Origin of the sequence: Rhodobacter sp. SY28-1, from assembly GCF_005222785.1 — a bacterium.
GTDB lineage: Bacteria > Pseudomonadota > Alphaproteobacteria > Rhodobacterales > Rhodobacteraceae > Tabrizicola.
In genome coordinates this window covers 787,319-806,443 of record NZ_STGH01000001.1, presented here as the reverse complement: position 1 = coordinate 806,443, position 19,125 = coordinate 787,319, and the positions used below count along the sequence as shown (strand labels likewise).

The 19,125-nt window shown below is 67.8% G+C and carries 10 protein-coding genes; 5 read left to right on the top strand and 5 right to left on the bottom strand.

Going from position 1 to position 19,125, the window contains the following annotated elements:
* The first annotated feature begins 141 nt into the window (after positions 1-141).
* A complete protein-coding gene (locus tag E8M84_RS03950) occupies positions 142-2,052 on the top strand; it encodes an alpha/beta hydrolase (RefSeq protein ID WP_137109862.1) in 1,911 nt (636 codons plus the stop codon).
* Here the strand turns inward: E8M84_RS03950 and E8M84_RS03945 are convergent.
* From E8M84_RS03945 to E8M84_RS03935, 3 genes are read right to left on the bottom strand one after another with little or no spacing between them, the layout of a single operon-like run.
* Positions 2,049-5,279 (bottom strand): ATP-binding protein, encoded by a 3,231-nt coding sequence (locus E8M84_RS03945; RefSeq protein WP_137109861.1) that lies wholly within the window; start codon positions 5,277-5,279, stop codon positions 2,049-2,051. The genes E8M84_RS03950 and E8M84_RS03945 overlap by 4 nt on opposite strands.
* Complete coding sequence (locus tag E8M84_RS03940; RefSeq protein WP_137109860.1) at positions 5,279-7,150, bottom strand: serine protease; 1,872 nt, start codon at positions 7,148-7,150, stop codon at positions 5,279-5,281. Before E8M84_RS03940 ends, E8M84_RS03945 begins: the two co-directional genes overlap by 1 nt.
* Complete coding sequence (locus tag E8M84_RS03935; RefSeq protein WP_170971846.1) at positions 7,147-9,954, bottom strand: S8 family serine peptidase; 2,808 nt, start codon at positions 9,952-9,954, stop codon at positions 7,147-7,149. Before E8M84_RS03935 ends, E8M84_RS03940 begins: the two co-directional genes overlap by 4 nt.
* A gap of 370 nt (positions 9,955-10,324) precedes the next feature.
* Here E8M84_RS03935 and E8M84_RS03930 point away from each other — a divergent pair, with 370 nt between their 5' ends.
* The 3 genes from E8M84_RS03930 (at position 10,325) to E8M84_RS03920 (ending at position 15,875) form a co-directional block, all read left to right on the top strand.
* On the top strand, positions 10,325-13,159 hold the full coding sequence (locus E8M84_RS03930; protein WP_137109858.1) for a hypothetical protein: 2,835 nt from the start codon (positions 10,325-10,327) through the stop codon (positions 13,157-13,159).
* 73 nt (positions 13,160-13,232) lie between these two features.
* A complete protein-coding gene (locus E8M84_RS03925; protein WP_137109857.1) occupies positions 13,233-13,769 on the top strand; it encodes a phosphoglycerate mutase family protein in 537 nt (178 codons plus the stop codon).
* Between the two features lie 15 nt (positions 13,770-13,784).
* The gene (locus tag E8M84_RS03920; RefSeq protein WP_137109856.1) at positions 13,785-15,875 is read left to right on the top strand and encodes a M28 family metallopeptidase; all 2,091 of its coding nucleotides are present in this window, start codon (positions 13,785-13,787) and stop codon (positions 15,873-15,875) included.
* Positions 15,876-16,029: 154 nt separating this feature from the next.
* Here E8M84_RS03920 and E8M84_RS03915 read toward each other — a convergent pair whose 3' ends face one another.
* The gene (locus tag E8M84_RS03915) at positions 16,030-17,259 is read right to left on the bottom strand and encodes an argininosuccinate synthase (RefSeq protein ID WP_137109855.1); all 1,230 of its coding nucleotides are present in this window, start codon (positions 17,257-17,259) and stop codon (positions 16,030-16,032) included.
* 138 nt (positions 17,260-17,397) lie between these two features.
* On the opposite strand from E8M84_RS03915, the gene ilvA reads away from it, so the two are divergent.
* Positions 17,398-18,645: a threonine ammonia-lyase IlvA gene (gene ilvA / locus E8M84_RS03910; RefSeq protein WP_137109854.1), complete on the top strand. Its 1,248-nt coding sequence runs from the start codon at positions 17,398-17,400 to the stop codon at positions 18,643-18,645.
* A 121-nt stretch (positions 18,646-18,766) separates the two neighbouring features.
* On the opposite strand, the gene E8M84_RS03905 is transcribed toward ilvA, so the two are convergent.
* Positions 18,767-19,105: an Hpt domain-containing protein gene (locus E8M84_RS03905; protein WP_137109853.1), complete on the bottom strand. Its 339-nt coding sequence runs from the start codon at positions 19,103-19,105 to the stop codon at positions 18,767-18,769.
* Positions 19,106-19,125 lie beyond the last annotated feature (20 nt).

Genomic DNA, 19,125 nt, shown 5'->3' with positions numbered 1-19,125 from the left:
GGTCCGGTCCAATCACCGATCCGTGCATCACCGCATGGTGAACGCACCGCCTGCCACCGCGACCCCTTGGCCAAACCCGCCCTCCGCACTAGCCTGCGCTTTCCACCGGCTGCACCTGCCGCCGAATCCCGAAAGGCCCCGATGCGTCACGCCGTACTTGCCCTGGGGCTGCTTGCCGGACCCGCCTTCGCCGAAATCTCGCTGCAGGATGCCGCCTCGGGCCTCGACCTCTTCCCCTGCGACGGCGGCTCCCTGTCCTGCACCACGCTGACCGTGCCCTTGGACCACAGCGCCAACGACCCGTCGAACACGCTGGAGATCACCTTCGCCCTCTCCTTCGCCACCAACGAAAGCCGGGGCATCCTGTTCTATTTCGTCGGCGGGCCGGGCGGTTCGGGTCTGGCCTCGGCGGATTCCTATCTGTCCTCGTTCGACCCCAGCCTGGTCGAGAACATGGACATCGTCTTTGTCGACCAGCGCGGCACCGGGCCGATACATGGCCTGTCCTGCCCCGCCGCCCAGGCCCGGTTCGACACCGCCCCGGCCTCGCTCGACGATCCCGATGCGATCCTTGCGATGGCCCAGGCCTATGTCACCGACTGCACCGCGGAACTCGACGCCGACGCCCTGCTCGCCCATGTCTCCACCGACGCGGCGATCCGTGATTCCGAACTGTTCCGCCAGTCCCTCGGCGCGCCGAAGGTCTGGCTTTACGGCGAAAGCTACGGCACCCAGCTGGTCCAGGCCTATGCCACCCAGGTTCCCGGCGCCGTGCGCGGGGTGATCCTCGACGGGGTGGTCGACCTGACGCTGTCGGCCGAAGGCTTCTACCGCCGCTACACGCTGGCAGCCGAGGCGCTTCTGGCGGAAACCTTCACCCTGTGCGACGCGCTGCCCGCCTGCGCGCAGGATTTCCCCGGCGGCGCGGCGGCGGCCTATGACGATCTGGCCGCCCGGGTGGCACAGGCCCCGGTGCCGGTGCCCTATCCGCTGGCCGACGGGACCAAGGCCTCCCGCCTCCTGACCACCGGGCTACTGGAAGCGAATGCCTTCTACGCGCTCTATTCGCCCGAAGGCCGGGCCGAGTTCCTGCGCACTCTGGCCGCGGCCCGGCAGGGCAATCTCGTCCCAATCTTGCAGCTGGGCTATGTGAACACCTACATCGACCCCGAAACCGAGATCGGGATCGAGGACGCCGGCTGGTATGGCGCCGCCTATTACGCGATCACCTGCACCGATTACGACAGCGGTGAAGGCCTGCCGGAAACCCGCGCCCGCCGCATCCTGGACGAAGCCCGCGCCTTCGCACCGCAGGCCCCGCGCCTCCTTCGGGCCTATTACATGGAACGGGTTGCCTGCGCGCTCTGGCCGCATCAGGGGCAGAGCACGCGACCCGCGCCCTATGCCGGGGGCGACTGGCCGACGCTGGTCCTGAACGGCGACCACGATCCGATCACGCCGATCAGCATGGCCTATTCCGTCCTCGACAACGCCGCCAACGCCTACGGCGTCTTCATGCGCGGCGGCCCGCACGTGATCTGGGGCCGGGGCTTCGCCTGTCCGGATACCATCGTTCAGGCGCTTCTGTACGACGGCACCCTGCCTGCCGCGCAGGAACAGCTGTGCGAACAGGATGCGATGAGCCCCTACCAGCCGCTGACGCTGACCGATCCCGCCCAGATGGCCGAGCCGCTGTCGGTCGCCCGGGCGGTGGAAACCGAACTGACCAGCCTCATTCCTCTGGCCGGGTGGGATGGCCAGCACCCGGCAACCTATGGCTGCCCCTTCGGCGGCACGGTGTTCGCCCAGCCAGGGGAAGAGGGCTCCGACTACCGTTTCGACGCTTGCAGCTTCTGGCCCAAACTGGCCGTGGATGGCCGCGGAACCGAGGTGTCGACCGAGGATGGGACGGGTTGGCTGACCCTCGACCTTGGCATCTCCGGGGCGCAAACCGGGCAGCTGACCTACCACAACAACCGCGCGGACGAGGCTGTCAGCCTGTCGGGAACCTGGAACGGCCAACCGGCCAACCTGCCCCGCAGCCCGCTTTAGCCCGGTGGCACCCCCGCCGCCGTGCGGTACTGCGCGACGGTCGCGCCGATCAGCGCCGACAACCGCTTGCAGGCTGTCGGGCTGTCCTCCGGTCGGGCCAGTTCCGCCGCCAGATCCGGCAACCGCCCGCAGCGGTCCGCCGTGTCGATCAGCGACGAAATCAGCGTCGGGCTGAACGGCACCTGGGAGAAGGCCTCGGCCCGCAGCTCCTTCGGCCACCAGGGCACATACCGCGCCACGGTCGAGACGGCCGACTGCACGGCGGACACCGGCATGTCCTCCTTGCCCAGCACAAGCCGGAACGCGCCATGAAATTCGGGCAACCGCCCCGGCACCGCACCGGGCAGCCCGGCCAGAAGCGGCAACCTGTCCTGCAGCGTCACCTCTTGCCGGTAGAGGATCGTCTCGATCCGGTTGTGATCGCTGATCGACACCTGCCCTTGCGCACTCAGCATCGACCGGAATGCCTGCGAAACGTCGCCCTCCTCAGCGCCCTTGTCGGGATCGACGGGCCGGATCACACTGGCCGCCACCAGCGGCAGCACTTCGGTCGCAAGATAGGCCAACGCCATGCCCTTGACCGCATCGCCCTCGCGCAACGGCCCGGCAGTGCGCAAGGCACGCCAGGCGTAGGGACTGTGCGCACTTCGCGCCATCCCGCGCACCGCCTGCGGTACGGCCTCGCCCAGACGGGCCAGCGCCCCGCCCCCGGCCAGTGACAGAACCAGCACCCCGCCCATCCAGGCAGGCCAAAGCTGGGGTGACTGTTGCAGGACACCGCCATAGCTTTCCATCAGCAGGGCGCGCTGTTGCCCGTTCTGCAGCCACTCCTGCACCGCCCCGGTCAACTCGGCCCGCGACCCCGGACCCACCTCGGGCTCCAGACAGGCCGTGGCCGCCTGCAAGGCCGCGACGGACAGGTCCTGCAAGTTCTCGGACGTCATCTCGCCGGGTGCCGACGCGGTGGCCGAGGCGATGATCCCGTCCAGAAGGCTCCGCGCCAGCCGCGGGGCTTCGGCGGCGACCGGCGCCAGGTCCAGCGCCGCAAAGCGCGCCGCGACCAGATCCGCCGGCATCGGCCCGCCTGCCGCCGTGGCCCCGGCAGGCGCCCCGGACTCGCCGATCTCGCCCGCCGCGACCGCCTCTTCGACGACCGAGCTTTCCAGCCCCTCCGACAACTGGAACTTCCGCCGCCGATCGCGCGCGCCCTTCCGCGCCGCCCCGGGCGCCAGGGTTTCCACCGTCGCGCGGCTCACTACCCGGCCCAGCGCGTTGCGGAAGCGCTCCTCGGCAAAGTCCAGGTCCGCCACGGCCGCGCCCAGGTGATCGGCCAGCGCCCGCAGCACCGCCGGGTCCTCGGGCAGGCTCTCCGGATCGCCCAGCGCGCGATAGTACATCGCCTCGTACTCCGCCCCCGGCTCGCCTTCGGCGGCCCGCGCCTCGTACCAGCCGACCGCCGCCGCGATCACCGCCTGCGCTGTCTCGTGCTTCAAGAGCTGCGGCAGCATCCGCCGCCGCAGTGCCGGGACATGGACGACCACCCGTTCCTCGCCGGACGGCCGCTGCACCAGCCAGACCATGTCGTCCAGCTTGTCGAACAGCTCCTCCGCCTCGGCCAGCGTCAGCCCGTCCTTCAGCTTGCACGGCCCCGCCAGCACCTCGCGGATCAGCTCCGGGGTCACTTGCCGCAGCACCAGCCCCGGGCTGGCCAGCGCCACCAGCTCCCTGGTGGGCAGCCGGTTCAGGATGCGCGACATCAGGAACGTCTGTCGCATCTCGCCGTCCAGCTGCTCCCGCGCCTCGGACGCCCCGCCCCTGGCAAGATCGGTCAGCGCGCCAAGGCTGTCGCCGCCCGCCTTCTCTATGCCCTCGGCAAACCGCGCCAGCATCATCAGGGTCAGCGGGTCCGCACCGAAGACCTCGACCAGCTTCGGCACCAGCGCCCCAGCCGCGATCCCGCGGCGGTCGAACTGATCGCGGAGCAGCGCGCGCCCGCCCGCCACCGTCAGCTCGCCCAGAAGCAGCGTCCCCTCCACCGCCAGACCCGGCAGCGACATCTGTACCAGGCTGCTCGCCTCGCGCCCCGACAGGATCACGCGCGGGCTCAGCCGATGCTGGCCCACCAGCCCGATCCAGTCCGCGATCAGCCGCACCCGGTCGGGCCCCAGGATCAGCGCCTCCTCGAACGTGTCGAAGATCAGGACCAGACGGATCGCCTCGTCCTTGCCATCCGCCGACAGAAGCGTGTTCAGGTCGGTCAGGCTGGCATAGACCGCACTCGCCTCGCGGCTGGGGTCGATGCCTTCCGTCGTCATCGCCACCCCGCCGCGCAGGGTCTGCCGGATCTCGGACAGCCTGGCATCCAGCGCGGGCCGCGCCTGACCGATCTGCCGCATAAGCTCTTGCGTCAGCGCCACCCGATGCCCCGCCCGCAACGCGGGCTGGTCAAGGTCGAAGGTCACCTGCAGGATCGACGCCGTCTCGGCCAGCCGCCGCCGCAACGCCTCCAGCAGCGCCGATTTCCCGCTGCCCCCCAGACCGGACAGGATCACCGTCGGCGTGGCCCCCGGCAAGGGCGTCTGGTTCATGTCACCCGGCACGAAGGGCGGGGTCGAGACCTGTCCCAGCGTCGCAAACCGTTTCAGCGCCGCAAGCTCGGCCCGCCGCCCCTGCAGCGTCCACGGCAGGATCTGCGCACTCGCCGCCCGCTTGTCGGCCTTGACTGTTGACTGCGCCAGCGACCGGGACAGGTCGGCATCCGCGGCCCAGCCCTCGAGCGGCACCTGCACGCTGTTCAGAAGCTCCAGCGCCTGCATCAGCCGCAACAGCTGCGGCAAGTCCTCGGACTTGGGCACCTTGCCACGCGGCCTGACAAAGTTTGGCGCGCGCTCCCCGCCCTCCAGCAACAGAAGAAACGCCGCGGTCATCGCGTCGCCGCCGATCGCTCTCACCTTCTTCAGAAGCCGCGCCCGCGCCGCGCCCTCAGGCAGCTGTGCCAGCCCCATCCGCTGTCCGTCCGGCGTCAGCCGCCACAACCAGCGCACCTCAACCGGCGCATCCGCCGAGAACGGAGTCGGGACCGTGGACGGCACTTCGATCGCCACCGCCGCCTGCGCCCGCAGACGCGCATCCCGGTCCGGGGCATTGCTGTCGATCAGCCTGTTCGGATCGAACACGCCCAACAGGGCAGCACAGGGCAGGTCGTCGCTTGCGGCATTGTCTGCCATCACCGGATCGCCTTCATGTAGACGCGCGAGACAAAGCCGGACATCCGGGCCAACGGGCTGGTATTCCTCATCCAGTTCTTCAGTTCAGTGGCCGAATAGGCCACCAGCCGCGCCTGCAGGCTTGCCGTCTCGGCCAAGGTCACCTTGCCCGCCTCTTGTAGAAGCCGTCCCAGGCACTCCTCGATCTCCTTCGGGTCCACCTTCCCCGGATCGGCCAGCACCTCGGTCGAAATCTTGTCCGGCCCCACGTTGACCAGCGTATCCGACAGACCGATCAGGACGATGCGCATGATCTGTTCCAGCTCGCCATCGCTGTAGATGTGATCCAGCAGGGTCCGCGACCCGATCTGCGGCAGCTTTACCTTGTCCAGATCGTCAATCAGCAGCCACACAAGCTTGCCCGGCGGCGTGCCGGACCCCGCGATCCCCTGCAAGGCCCGCTTTAGGATCGCGAAGACATCGGCAACGGTCGCGGCCGAGGTCGTCAGCGTCGCCAGCGGCGCAAAAAGCCGCTTGATCTCGGCCTCTGACAGCCCCGCCTGCCGCAGGATAGCCCTCGCAAGGTCCCGGGCATCGGCAGGCAGGCGGCCCGCGGTCAGGCTGATGATGACCCGCTGCTCCCCCGGGATCGAATCGCGCAGCAGCAGCGAGGAAAAGGTCTTTCCGCTTTGCGCCGCGCCCCGGATGACCAGGATATAGGTGCCTCTCCCCTCGGCCATCATCCGCAAGGTCGACTGCGTTGCATCCCGGCCGATCACCGCGGCCGAGCCGTCCGACAGTTGCGAGATCCGGTCCAGCTTCGGATCGACACGCTCAAGGTCCTTGGCCGCCTGCCTGATCGCCTCCAGCCGGATCGCCCGCCTGCGCGGCTCCGCCCCGCCCCCGAGAACTGACCCTTGGTGCATGGCGATGGGCCGCAGCCGGTTGTCCAAGCACAGGCCGCCCGACGATCCGGGAGAGGTCCAGACATTGTGCCGCAGGAAATCCTTGTTGGGCTCGACGGCGGTGTGGGTCGCGAAGGCCGCCCTTTGCGGCACGCCATGCGGATGCTGGAACACGAAGAAAGCGTCGGTATCCTTGTCCAGCGCGCCGGTCTGGGTCAGGTCATACCAGCCGCGCTCTCGCCCCGGCGCGCCTTTCAGGCGGATCGCGCAGTAGTCCAGCCGCTTTGGCCCCGCGGCTGGCGCTGGATTGGCGACGGGGTTCAGGTCGACCGGGCTGAAGTCGATCAGCCAGTCGTCGGCCACGGCATAGCTGCGTCCGGTGATCTCGGTCAGCGTCTCGAACTTGCACGAGATCTTGGCGGCGCTCCCGTCCTTGGCCTTGCCGGTGATCGGGTCGATAAGGTCCGCGACCACATGATGGTTGGTCAGCACCGTCTGCGGACCGACCAGAAACCCCGTTCCCTTGCTGGGTGAAGTCTCGCCTGCAACCGTGATCAGGCACAGCCTGCGCGCTGCAAGGCTGAAGGCGTGCAACAGATCGGCCATGCGCAGGGCGGGGGCGATCACCTTGCTGAAGTCCGCCGCATTCAGGGCCGAGCCATCCGCATTCTGCGGCAGGATCGACAACCCGCCCGCGGCGCTGCCCGGGGCATCCAGCGCCTCGGTCAGGTCGATCATCCCCTGCGTGGCCAATTCGGCCAGCAGCACCCGGTGCCAGGGCGGGTCCGTCTTTCCCGTCTCTATCAGCGCCGCCTCGAAGGCCGCGCGCGGATCGTGGATGCCCAGCGCCACCGTCTTGAAGTCGGGCAGGTCGCGCCCCATCCGCGCGGCGGTCTCGTCATAGACCGCCGCAAAGGCCAGCCGGCTGCCCGTGATCCCTTTCGCCAGGGCTTCAGCCTGCGTGGGGGTCAGGGCCGCCTCGGTCATGGGAACAGCGCCGCAAATGCCGGCGCCTTCGCCCGCACCACCGCCAGGTCATGCGCGTGGTTCGCCCGTAGCCAGTCACCCGCGAAATGCAGACCCACTGCCGGAAGGTCCCCGCTCAGCGCGCCGATGACCGATCCGGAATTGCCGCCCAGCGTCGTCGCATCGTGGTTGAAGACCCAGGGCTGCGTTCCTGCCTGCGCCAGGCCGGGGCTGAAGTACTTGCGCCGGTAGTTCAGGCCGAAGATCTCGCGCAGCCGTTCGATGACGTCGTGGCGCAGCGCCCCCCTCTCGTCGCGCGGCACCGCGCCCGGAGGGGCCGGGAAGCCCACGACGAACAGGTTCGCATCCGCCCCGCGCCAACCCGCGTCCTGGTTCACCGTGAACGCCTTCGGCAGCGCCATTCCCGCCGCATTCACCGTCTGGACCTTGAGCAGCGCCATGTCCAGCTTGGCAAAGCTGATCGGCAGCCGCTGGATCTGCTGCGGCCCCGCGAAGGCCACCGCCTCGACCGCGAACTTCTGCGCCGGATCGTTGCCCGAGGGCGAGAAGTCGATCGTCGTCGTCCGCACCATCTGCCAGCGCTTCGGCTTGTCGGCGCGCGGCAGGGGGCTTGCGAATTCCTCCAGCACATGCCGGTTGGTCATCACGAGCCCCGGCCCCACCACAAAGCCCGTGCCCAGATGGATGCCATCCCCGTCGATCCGCCCCACCGCCTGCAGCGGCCCCGCCTCCAGGTCCGGCCGCGCCAGCTCGATCAGCCCGGCAAAGCGGCCCAGCTCGGGGTCCGTCGTGTCGATGGTCTGCAGCTCCTTGCCCTCGGGCGTCGTGCGATAGCTTACCGCCAGCGCAGGCCGTTCGGTCAGCGACACCAGTGCCTCAAGCTGCATCAGCGTGGTCTCACCCAGCCGGGCCGAGGTCCCCTCGCGGTGCAGCGTCGCAAGGCCCCGGTCCAGCCGGTTCAGGTCGACCGTCTTCTCGCTCTTCTCCAGCCGCCGCTGCAACGGAGCCAGCGCCGCCTTGCGCCCCGTCGCATTCAGCCGCGCCTGACCCTCCTTCGGGTCCACGCCTGATGCCGATTCCACCGACAGCCCCGGCTGCGCCGCCGCACCCAAGCCCGACAGGACCTTGGCCAACCGCGCCCCGTCCACCGGCGCGGGCATGATGATCGCGGGCGCGGGCGGGCTGCCGCGCAGGGCCAGTTGCGCCAGACGCGGGTCGCGGCTGCCCGCCGCCGCCTCGATCAGCTCGGCCGAGGCCCGCCGGAACGCCCGCGTCTCGCGCCCCGGCCCCCGTGCGTCGCGCCCGGCCCGCGAGTCGGCAATCGCCAGCGCCGCCACCTCGGGCCCCAGCGCGTCCCAGTCGAACTCCGGGTCCGCCTTGCCCGGTCCCAGAAGCCGCGTCAGCGCCTCGTCGATTCCGCCGCTCGGGTCCTCAAACGCCGATTCCACCACGGCCGAGGCGATGTCACCCAAGGCCAGCCCCAGAAGAGCCTCGGCATTGACCACCCCCGCGCCAAGCCCCGAGGGGAACCCCGCCGGCCGCCGCGCCGTCTGCTGCACCGCCGTCCGGAACAGCGCCTGCACGCTGGCCCCCCGCGCCCGCGCCGCCTGGATCACCTTGGCCCGGCCATGATGGCCCAGCCACAGGGCCGCCACCCCCGCGCTCAGCGCCGTGGCAAACGACGTCCCCTGCCCGCCCTCGATCTTGGTCTTGGGCGCCGCCGGATCGGTCGCCACCGCCTTCCAGACATGCTCTGCCGGGGCCGAGAAATCGACCGCAGGCCCATGCGACGACCCCTTCCATTTCTTGTCGTGGATGTTGGTCCCCCCCACCGCGATCATCTCGGGATAGGCCGCGGGCCAGACCACCAGCCCCACGCAGTTTCCCGCCGCCGCCAACAGGATCACATCCTTCGCAATCGCCCGCTTGATCGCCTGCCGCAGCGCAAAGGACGGGATGCCCCCCAGGCTCATCGAGATCACATGCGCCCCTTTCTGGACGGCATGGTCGATGGCCTTCGCCACCGGGGCTGCGTTGAAGATCTTCACGTCATTGATGCAGCGGATCGGCACCAGCGTCGCCTTGGGCGCCGAGCCCTTCATCTTGCCGCCTTCGCCCGAGGCGACGACCGACCCGGTCCCCGTCCCATGCCCGGGGTTCGACATCGACGATGACAGCGGATCGGTCGGCTTGGTCCCACCCTCGACAAGGTTCAACGTCTTGGTAAAATCAATGGTGGTGTCGGCGAACTCGGTATGGTCGGTGATCCCGGTATCGGGCTGCGCGACCACGATCCCCTTGCCCTTGCCCGGCGACTTCGCCCAGGCCTGCAACACCCGCGCCTTGTCCAGCGCCCAGGTTTTCGGTTCGGGCGCATCGCCCTTCACCCAGCAGACCGCATCCATCACCACGCCTTCGGTGGCCGACGGCACGTCCTTCACCGGCTCGGCATAGGCCGTGGCCCCCAGGTCGGGGTCACAGGCGATCAGTCCCAGCTCGACCCGCAGATCACCCGCAATGCTGAACAGCACGTCTTCGGGCAGGGTCCGGTCCAGACCGTTCGGCGTGAAGGTGTAGGTCACCGGCTCGCCCGGCTCGACCGTGTCGAACATCGGCTCCAGCCCGAATCGGTCCGAGCCCAGCACCGTCGCCAGACGCGCCCGCAGTGCCTTCAGGTCACCCGCCCCCGGCAGAACCGTCAGGGCAAAGCGCAGCCGGTCCGGATCATAGACCGATCGCGCATCGGACTTGGTGGCCTCGGCCATCAGGGTGCGAAGAAACGGCAATCCATAAAAGTGCGACATCGGCCAGCCTCCAAATTGCAAGCGGTACATGCGTCGTCAGGACAGGACCGTTGCGCTGGGGCGGCGGACGAAATCCCTTGCCCTTTGGACCGGCAGCGCAGCGGTCGAAGAATATCATGTGTTCAACAATACACCGTATCATAACGTATTCGCGCGCCGGATTGCGTGAATAATGCGTCAGGTTCCGCCGCAGGTTGAATGAGGATTTGGCCGACTCGGCCATTTGCAGTAATGTCGGGGACAGGCGCTTCCGGATTGTCCGCGCCCTGCTTTAAGTCACCAAAACCTTAGCTTCCCCCGGATTTCTCCGGACCCGCGCCTATTCATTCAGGCCGCTATTGCTGGCCAACATATTCAGGAAGGAAACACGATGGCCGAGACCGTTGTTCGCAACGAGTATGGCGAAGTCGTCTTTGTGCAAGGCACCGAAGCCTCGACACTCGAAAGCGCCACGACTCTGTCCACGCCGCAGCTTGCGGCTGAACACTACATGAAATCCATGCAAGGCATGCTTGGCCTTGAAGGAACCCGGATGGCAGGTGACCCCGCGCTGGAAGGCGCAGGCGACATGCCCGTAGCCGAATTCGACTCTGAAAAGGACATCGTCGGCACCAAGGTCGTCGTCTACCAGCAGACCGTGATGGGCCTTGATATCTTCGGCGCCCGGCTTGGCATGCAGATGGACGGTGACAGCCTGGCGCTGGAATCCGTCCAGTCCTCGATGCATGCCGAGATCAAGGTGGAAAATCCCGGCGCCAAGTCCGATGGCGGCACCCGCAAGGTCAGCCGCACCGCACTGGCCAAGATGCTGGGTTTCGAGCTTCCCGACATGGACAACGCCAGGATCGAGCGCCAGGTCGTCCTGCGCTATGAGCCCGACCAGCGCGAGGAAGCCCACGACCACGAAGGCTGCATCGGCGGTCCGGGTGTTGACCTGCCGCATCTGCCCGCGCCCAAGCTGAAGGGGCTGGCCAAGGGCAAGCATTACATCTGCGACGAGGTCCTTTTCCAGGCCGCGATGGGAAAGGGGCAGGCCCAGGTCAACTGGCGTGCGCTGGTGGAACCGAAGTCGGGCGAGGTCCTCTATCTTCGCGCGCTGGTGGCCTGCGCCACGGGCCTCGTCTTTGACCGCGACCCGCAGACCCAGACCGGGGCTGCAGTCTCTGCCGCCTCGACAAACGCCGTCCTGAACCCGTTCCGGAACTCGGTGACGCTTGCCGGGATCACCCCGGCCGCGCCCCAGACGTTGACTGGCAATTACGTCCGGATCGCCGAAACCCAGGCCCCGGTGCAGGCCGCGCCGACGGTGCCAAACAACGCGGGCGCCTTCAATTTTAACGCCCAGACCGAAGAGTTCAACGCGACGAACTGCTATCACAACAACGACCGGCTGTTCCGCACGATGGAGGATTACGGCTTCAATGTCGCCTCCTACTTCAATGGAACCACCTTCCCGGTGCCCTGCGATTTCCGCGCCTTGGGAGACGCGATCAACGCCCAGGCCCCCGGCAATGCGATGGGGAACGGCCTCCTGGAGTTCCGTTACGGCAAGATGATCGCAGGCCAGACCATCGGCATCGCCACCGACAACCGCGTCGTCTGGCATGAATTCGGCCATGCACTGTTGTGGGACCACGTCAACAGCCCCAACTTTGGCTTCGCCCATTCCGCGGGCGACACCCTTGCCGCCGTCCTGAACGACCCCGGCTCACAGGCCCCAGACCGTTTCATGACCTTCCCCTGGACGGCGGCGGGCCTGAACATCGACCGCCGCCACGACCGCAGCATCGCCGATGGCTGGGCCTGGTTCGGCCCGCGCTGGAACACCCAGTACGGCGGCGAGCAGGTGCTCTCCACCACGCTCTTCCGCTTCTACCGGTCAATCGGCGGGGACGCAGCCCAGATCGCCACCCAGCGGCGCGCGGCCCAGACCACGGCCTTCCTGATCTTCAAGGCCATTGGTCTCCTCGCCTCGACCACCGCCTTCCCCGAGGTCTTCGTCGGACAGCTCCAGACCGCCGACAGAACCACGACTGCGTTCAAGGGCATCCCCGGCGGCGCGCTGCACAAGGTGATCCGCTGGGCGTTTGAGAAGCAGGGCCTGTTCCAGCCCGGTGCCGCCCCCGGCCAGCCGCAGACGGTGAACCGCGAGGGCAACCCGCCCGATGTCGACGTCTACATCAATGACGGCCGCAACGGCGAATACACCTACCAGCCGAACCACTGGTCCTGCCAGGACATGTGGGTCCGCCGCCGCCCTGACGGAGGCCTCACACACCAGAACCCGCTCGTCGGCTTCAAAAGCTACATGTACGTCCGGGTCAAGAACCGCGGCCTTCTCCCCGCCCAGAACGTCCGCGTCGACGCCTACCATGCCCTGCCCGGAACCGGCCTTGCCTTCCCCGACGACTGGGCGGCGATGGACACGCCCACGCTTTCCGCCCCCGGCCCCCTCGCCCCCGGCGCCAGCGTCATCCTCGGCCCGTTCCGCTTTGTCCCCACCGTTGTCGGCCACGAATGCCTGATGGCCATCTCCCACGCCGACGGCGACCCCGGCAACGACACCACGATCCAGGGCACGATCCCCGAACACCGCTTCGTGCCCTTCGACAACAACATCGGCCAGCGCAACATCTCGCCCGTCCGGCCGACGCTGCTCGACATCCTCAAGCTCCTCGGCAAGCACTGGATCTGGATCCGCAACCCGTTCAAGAAGGCGGTCAAGGTCCAGGTCCAGGTCACCCTGCCCAAGTTCCTGCAGAAACTCGGCTGGAAACTGGCAATCAAGTCGGCCGGTGCCGGAAAGTTCGAACTCGGCCCCCGCGAACAGCGCAAGGTCCTCTTCGTGCTGACCCCGGGGAAAGAGTTCGACGCCGACCTCCTCAAGCAGTCGATCTCGCGCAAGGATGACGAGATCCGGATCCAGACCCTGATCGACGGCGAGGTTTCGGGCGGGATGAGCTACAAGCTCGACTTCGGCACCGGAAAACACGACGACGACCCCGGAGAACCGGATGACGACGATCCGAAGGACGGCCCGCACGACGGCCCGAAGGACTGGCCGCCGAAACTGCCCGACCGCCCGATCCGCACCCGCAAGCCCACGATGGAGGAAATCCTGAAGATCCTTCGGGGCGAGGACACCGACAGCGGCGCGCGCGGGATCAAGACGATGCGGCTGGAAATCGACTTCTCCGACGACTGACCGTAGCAGGACCGGGCCGGGGCCAGCAAGGTCCCGGCCCTCTCGCACCGATGATTTCACAAGGGCATTTTCCATGGCAAAGCCACCACCCGGGCCGCCGGAGGCCGGGCTCATCAGGGTCCACGACATCCCGCCCACAGCGACGATCAAGCGCAAGTTCGCGCTGTTCCTCTGGACCTCCACCGTCATCCTGATCCGCCATGCCGAACGCGGGGCCGGGGCCGACCCGGCGCTCACCCCCGCCGGTCAGGCCCGCGCCGCGCTTCTTGCCGGAATGCTGCAGGACGCGAACCTCGGTGCCGTCTTCGTCACCGACACGCTCCGCTCGCGCCAGACCGGCACCCCCGCCGCGCAAGCCGCGGGCCTGCAACCGACCCTTTACAACGCCAACGACGCCGCCGCCCTTGCCGCGACGATCCGCGCCAGCCACCCCGGCCGCACCGTCCTCGTCGTCGCCCATTCCAACACGGTGGACGACATCGCCGCCGCCCTCGGCTCTGCCGGAGTGACCGAGCTGACCGACACCCAGTTCGACCGCATGTTCATCCTCTCCCGCAGCTGGTGCGGCACCCGCCTTCTCCGCCTGCGCTACGGCGCCCCCACGCCCTGACCTCAGGAGACCCCCATGACCCCCATCACCCGCGCCATCATCGTCCTTGACCAGACCAGCGGCAGCTTGCGCGAAGACGACGGTCGCCTTCTCGGCCTCGACCTCGCGCCCTCCCTGCAGGACCCAGCGACCTCCCTCTCCGGCGTCGAAATCCTCCTCGCCATCCCCGGGGCTGACGAGATGCCGGGGGCCGACATGCTGTCCGGCTTCGCCCCGACCGGCCTGCGCATCCTGCCTCTCGGCCCCCTGACCTACGGTCTGCAAGGTCTCTCCGGCGGCGACCCCGCCACCGCCCTCGTCTCCGCCGACCGTCGCCTAAGGGGCGAGGCAAAGGCCGCAGGCTTCACCCCTGCCGCCCATCCCGCACTCATCCCCATGCTCGCGAAGGGCACAGCCCCGGTGGCCGCCCGCATCGCCGGCCCGCGCGACGTGCTGCACCGCTTTGCCCTTGCGACAGGCGCGATCCCGATGCAGTTCCAGCCCGCGCCGGAAACTGCTGGCGAAGGCTGGGCGCTGATCGCCCTCCTTCCCCCCTCCGCGTTGGCAGATGCCGCGACGCTGGGCCTTTCGGTCTTCCCGCTGAACTACGACCCCGCAACCGAAGACCTCGTCTGGGCGCGCATCGACGGCGACCCCGCTGGCCACGATGGCCACGACCAGGACCACGACGACCTCGCCACCGTCCTTGTCGGCCGTCCGATCATTTACAGCGAACCAGGCCAGATCCTCATCGCCCTAAAACCCGGCGAATCGGCCGAGGCGTTCCACCTTCACGGCGGCCACGGCCATGCCGAATTCCTGGCTCCCGACCCCGGTCTCCTCCAACCCGCCATCAGCGAAGCCGCCGATTTCGACGTCCCCGACGTGGGCAAGCTGCCCGAGATCCTGGAGGCCGTCGAACTCGACCCCGAAATCCGCAAGATCCTCGCCAACATCCGCCCGCGTTGTTCCGTCATCACCGCGAACTACACCGCCGACCTCGACCGCTACACCGGGGTCGCCCCCTTGGACGCAGCCGGGCCCATCGTCTCGCGCCACTCGGCCCACCCCGACAACAAGCGTGCCGAGACCGCTCTGATCGCCGACCTCCGCGCGATGGGCTACTGCCCCTGGCGGCACAACTTCGTCCACGCCGGAGCGACGCATTCCAACATCATCGCCGACCTGCCCGGCCTTGGCCGCCTGCGGATCAAGCCCGACATCCTGGACCGGTACCTCCGCATCCTGCGCGACGCAGGCCCCCTGCCCCCGCCGGACCAATGGCTGCCCGGTCTCGACACCCTCGCCCCCGACAGCTGGTCCGACGGCTTCGATGACCTTCCGGACGCCACCATCCGGACCGAGATCGAGCGGGTCCTCAAGTTGCAGCCCTGGTTCGCCTGGTGGAAAGGCCGCTGCCCCCTGCCGGGCTTCGGCGCGGGCCTTGTGGTGGTCGGCGCGCATATGGACAGCACCGCCGGGTTCGAGCCGGGCTATCAGGCCCCTACCTCGCCCGCACCCGGCCGCGACGACAACGGCTCGGGCCTCGCCGGGGTCCTCTCGCTTGCCCGCCACTTCCGCGCCTATGCCGGACGGCTGACCCATACCCTCCGCTTCTGCTTCTTCAACGCCGAGGAATCGGGCCTCGTCGGATCAAAGGCCTATGCCGCCTCGCTCAAGGCCGCAAAGGCCCCGGTCCGCGCCGTGATCTGCATGGACATGATCGGCTACAACTCCGACGCCAACCGCATCTTCGAACTGCACGCTGGCTACACCGACCCCGCGATCCGCGACCTGAGCGTGCCCTTGGCCGACCGCGTGGCGACCGCCGCCGCCCAGCTTGGCCAACTGGCCCCGGCGCAGATCTACAAGGGCACCTCGACCTTCGGCGGGCCTGACCGCAACGTCTATGACGGCGCGATCAACCGCTCCGACCACGCGGCCTTCCACCAGCAGGGCTGGGGTGCGGTGCTGGCCAGCGAGGATTTCTTCGCGAACCTGCCCACCGAGCCCGCCCCTGACGGCAACCCGAACTACCACCGCGCCGCCGACCAGACGACCGATCCGGCCTATGCCCGCGACATCGTATGCGCCGTCGCGCGCGCTGTCACCCAGCTGGCACTTTGAAGGACGAAGGCCCAAAATCCTTGAGCAAGGATTTTGACAAATTCCTTTCTTAAGGAATTTGGGGACGTGACACCGCAAAAAGTAAAGGGCGCGTAAACTCGCGCCCTCAACCCCTTGATTTTACTCAGTCAGAAAGCCCGTCCACCGTGGACAGCTACTTCTTGCCCACCCGCGCGTTCCGGCTTGCGATCAACCGCAGCCGCAGCGCGTTCAGCCGGATGAAGCCCTCGGCATCCTTCTGATCGTAGGCCCCCGCATCCTCTTCGAACGTGACGTGCTTTTCGGAATACAGCGAATGCTCCGACCACCGCGCCACCGTCCGGGCCGAGCCCTTGTACAGCTTCACCCGCACCGTCCCGGTCACGTGTTCCTGCGTCTTGTCGATCAGCGCCTGCAGCGCCTCCCGCTCGGGCGAGAACCAGAACCCGTTGTAGATCAGCTCCGCATAGCGCGGCATGATCGAGTCCTTCAGATGCCCCGCCCCCGCGTCCAGCGTGATCTGCTCGATCCCCCGGTGCGCTTCCAGCAGGATCGTCCCGCCCGGCGTCTCATAGACCCCCCGCGACTTCATCCCAACGAACCGGTTCTCCACCAGATCCAGCACGCCCACGCCATGCTTGCCGCCGATCTCGTTCAGCCGGGTCAGGATCGTGGCTGGCGACAGCCGCTCGCCGTTGATCGACACCGCATCCCCGCGCTCGAAACCGATCTCGACCATCTCGGCCTGATCGGGGGCCTCTTCCACCGGCACCACGCGCTGGAGCACATAGTTCGGGAATTCCTCCGCCGGGTTCTCCAGCACCCGCCCCTCGGACGAGGTATGCAGCAGGTTCGCGTCCACGCTGAACGGAGCCTCCCCGCGCTTGTCCTTCGCAATCGGAATCTGGTTCGCCTCGGCAAATTCGAGAAGCTTCGTGCGGGACGTCAGGTCCCACAGCCGCCAGGGAGCAATCACCTTGATCGCCGGGTCCAACGCCGCCGCCGACAGCTCGAACCGGACCTGGTCGTTGCCCTTGCCCGTCGCCCCATGCGCCACCGCATCCGCGCCCGTCTCATGCGCGATCCGCACCAGATGCTGCGAAATCAGCGGCCGGGCGATCGAGGTGCCCAAGAGGTACAGCCCCTCATACAGCGCGTTCGCCCGGAACATCGGGAACACGAAGTCCCGCACGAACTCTTCGCGCACGTCGACGATATGGATGTTCTCGGGCTTGATCCCCAGCAGCACCGCCTTCGCCCGTGCCGGTTCCAGTTCCTCGCCCTGGCCCAGGTCGGCAGTGAAGGTCACCACTTCGCAGCCGTATTCGGTCTGCAGCCACTTCAGGATGATCGAGGTGTCGAGACCGCCCGAATAGGCAAGGACGACTTTCTTGGGCTTCAGCATCGGGAAGGCTCCATATCGCGGTTTCGCTGGCGCTTAGAACGAAAACTCCGCAAGGGCAAGGACAGCGCTGTGCCGGACACAATTCGGCATGCAAAGGCATTCCTTGCCATGCGCCCGGCCTTCCGGCATTGGGGGCAGATGACCGCCTTTCCCGCCCTCGCCCGCGCCGCCACGGCCGCCCTCCGCGACCTCTTCCCCGAGACGCCGCTGCAGCGGAACGACTTCCTCTCCGCACGCTACGATGCCGAGATCTGGCTCAAGCGCGAGGATCTGTCCCCCGTCCGCAGCTACAAGCTGCGCGGGGCCTTCAACGCGATGCGCAAGGTGCGCGCCACACGGCCCGACCAGCACCAGTTCGTCTGCGCCAGCGCCGGCAACCATGCGCAGGGCATGGCCTATGCCTGCCGCCATTTCGACGTGAAGGGCACGATCTTCATGCCAGTGACGACGCCGCAGCAGAAGATCGACAAGACCCGCGTCTTCGGGGCCTCGAATGTCGAAATCGTGCTGACCGGCGACTATTTCGACCAGACCCTGGCCGCCGCCCAGGCCTGGTGCGCCGAAGCGCAAGCACATTTCCTGTCGCCCTTCGACGACCCCGACGTGATCGAGGGCCAGGCATCGGTCGGCGTCGAACTGCTTGAACAGCTTGGCCGCGCGCCCGACCTTGTCGTGCTGCCGGTCGGCGGTGGCGGTCTGGCCTCGGGCGTCACCAGCTACCTGCGCGAGGTCGCGCCCGAAACCGGGTTCCGGTTCGTGGAACCGCTTGGCGGGGCCAGCCTGACCGCCGCGCTGATGGAAGGCGCACCGGCCAAGCTTTCGCGCGTGAACAGCTTTGTCGACGGGGCCGCCGTGGCGCGGGTCGGGGACCACACCTTCCGCAGGCTGTCCTGGGTCGACCAGTCCGACGTCCTCCTTGCCCCCGAAGACCGCATCTGCGTCACCATGCTGGAGATGCTGAACCATGAAGGCATCGTGCTGGAACCCGCCGGCGCCCTGTCGGTCGATGTCCTGCCCGAACTGGCCGAGGAAATCCGCGGCAAGACCGTGGTCTGCGTGACGTCAGGCGGGAACTTCGACTTCGAACGCCTGCCCGAGGTGAAGGAACGCGCCCAGCGCTATGCGGGCTTGAAAAAGTATTTCATCCTTCGCATGCCGCAGCGCCCCGGCGCCTTGCGGGAATTCCTGAACCTCCTTGGCCCGGATGACGATATCACGCGGTTCGAATACCTGAAGAAATCGGCGCGCAACTTCGGGTCCGTCCTGATCGGCATCGAAACCCGCTCGGCCGAAGGGTTCTCCGGCTTCACCGCCCGGATGGACGCCGCGGGGCTGGCCTTCCGCGACATCACCGCAGACGAAACGCTGTCCGAATTCCTGATCTGATCCACCACCACCCGGTGCGCCGCAAGCGAGGAGGGACAAAGTCCACGACGAGCGGACCCATACGGCGTTCCGCTTCACAGTCCTGACGCCCAGACCGCCCCGTCGGGCGCCAGGCAACCGATCAGGCCGCCCCCGCCTCGCCAACCGACAACCCGCCCAGTAGCGCCGCGCGCGAGGCGCGGTAGACGGAGGCGACAAGCGACACATCGACCAGCGCCCCTTCCCCGACCGCGGCACGACGTTCCCCGTCCTGGCAGATGGCCGCCAGGTCCGACAGGCCCAGGTTCAGCGCGCTGCCCTTCAGGAAATGCAGCTGCCCCTCGACCTCCTCCGCCGTGATTCCGCGCAACAACGCCCGCACGGCGCCGTCCGCCTCTTCCAGGAACATGTCTGCCACCTCGGCAAAGCCGTCGGCGCCGATCTCGTCCCGCAATTCGTCAACCCGTTTCCAGTCGATCATCACACATCACCCGCAAGCCT

What these genes read in the sequence shown, in the direction of transcription:
- E8M84_RS03950 (WP_137109862.1), top strand. Translation starts at nt 142, where the DNA reads ATGCGTCACGCCGTACTTGCCCTGGGGCTGCTTGCCGGACCCGCCTTC.
- E8M84_RS03945 (WP_137109861.1), bottom strand. Translation starts at nt 5,279, where the DNA reads ATGGCAGACAATGCCGCAAGCGACGACCTGCCCTGTGCTGCCCTGTTG.
- E8M84_RS03940 (WP_137109860.1), bottom strand. Translation starts at nt 7,150, where the DNA reads ATGACCGAGGCGGCCCTGACCCCCACGCAGGCTGAAGCCCTGGCGAAA.
- E8M84_RS03935 (WP_170971846.1), bottom strand. Translation starts at nt 9,954, where the DNA reads ATGTCGCACTTTTATGGATTGCCGTTTCTTCGCACCCTGATGGCCGAG.
- E8M84_RS03930 (WP_137109858.1), top strand. Translation starts at nt 10,325, where the DNA reads ATGGCCGAGACCGTTGTTCGCAACGAGTATGGCGAAGTCGTCTTTGTG.
- E8M84_RS03925 (WP_137109857.1), top strand. Translation starts at nt 13,233, where the DNA reads ATGGCAAAGCCACCACCCGGGCCGCCGGAGGCCGGGCTCATCAGGGTC.
- E8M84_RS03920 (WP_137109856.1), top strand. Translation starts at nt 13,785, where the DNA reads ATGACCCCCATCACCCGCGCCATCATCGTCCTTGACCAGACCAGCGGC.
- E8M84_RS03915 (WP_137109855.1), bottom strand. Translation starts at nt 17,259, where the DNA reads ATGCTGAAGCCCAAGAAAGTCGTCCTTGCCTATTCGGGCGGTCTCGAC.
- ilvA (WP_137109854.1), top strand. Translation starts at nt 17,398, where the DNA reads ATGACCGCCTTTCCCGCCCTCGCCCGCGCCGCCACGGCCGCCCTCCGC.
- E8M84_RS03905 (WP_137109853.1), bottom strand. Translation starts at nt 19,105, where the DNA reads ATGATCGACTGGAAACGGGTTGACGAATTGCGGGACGAGATCGGCGCC.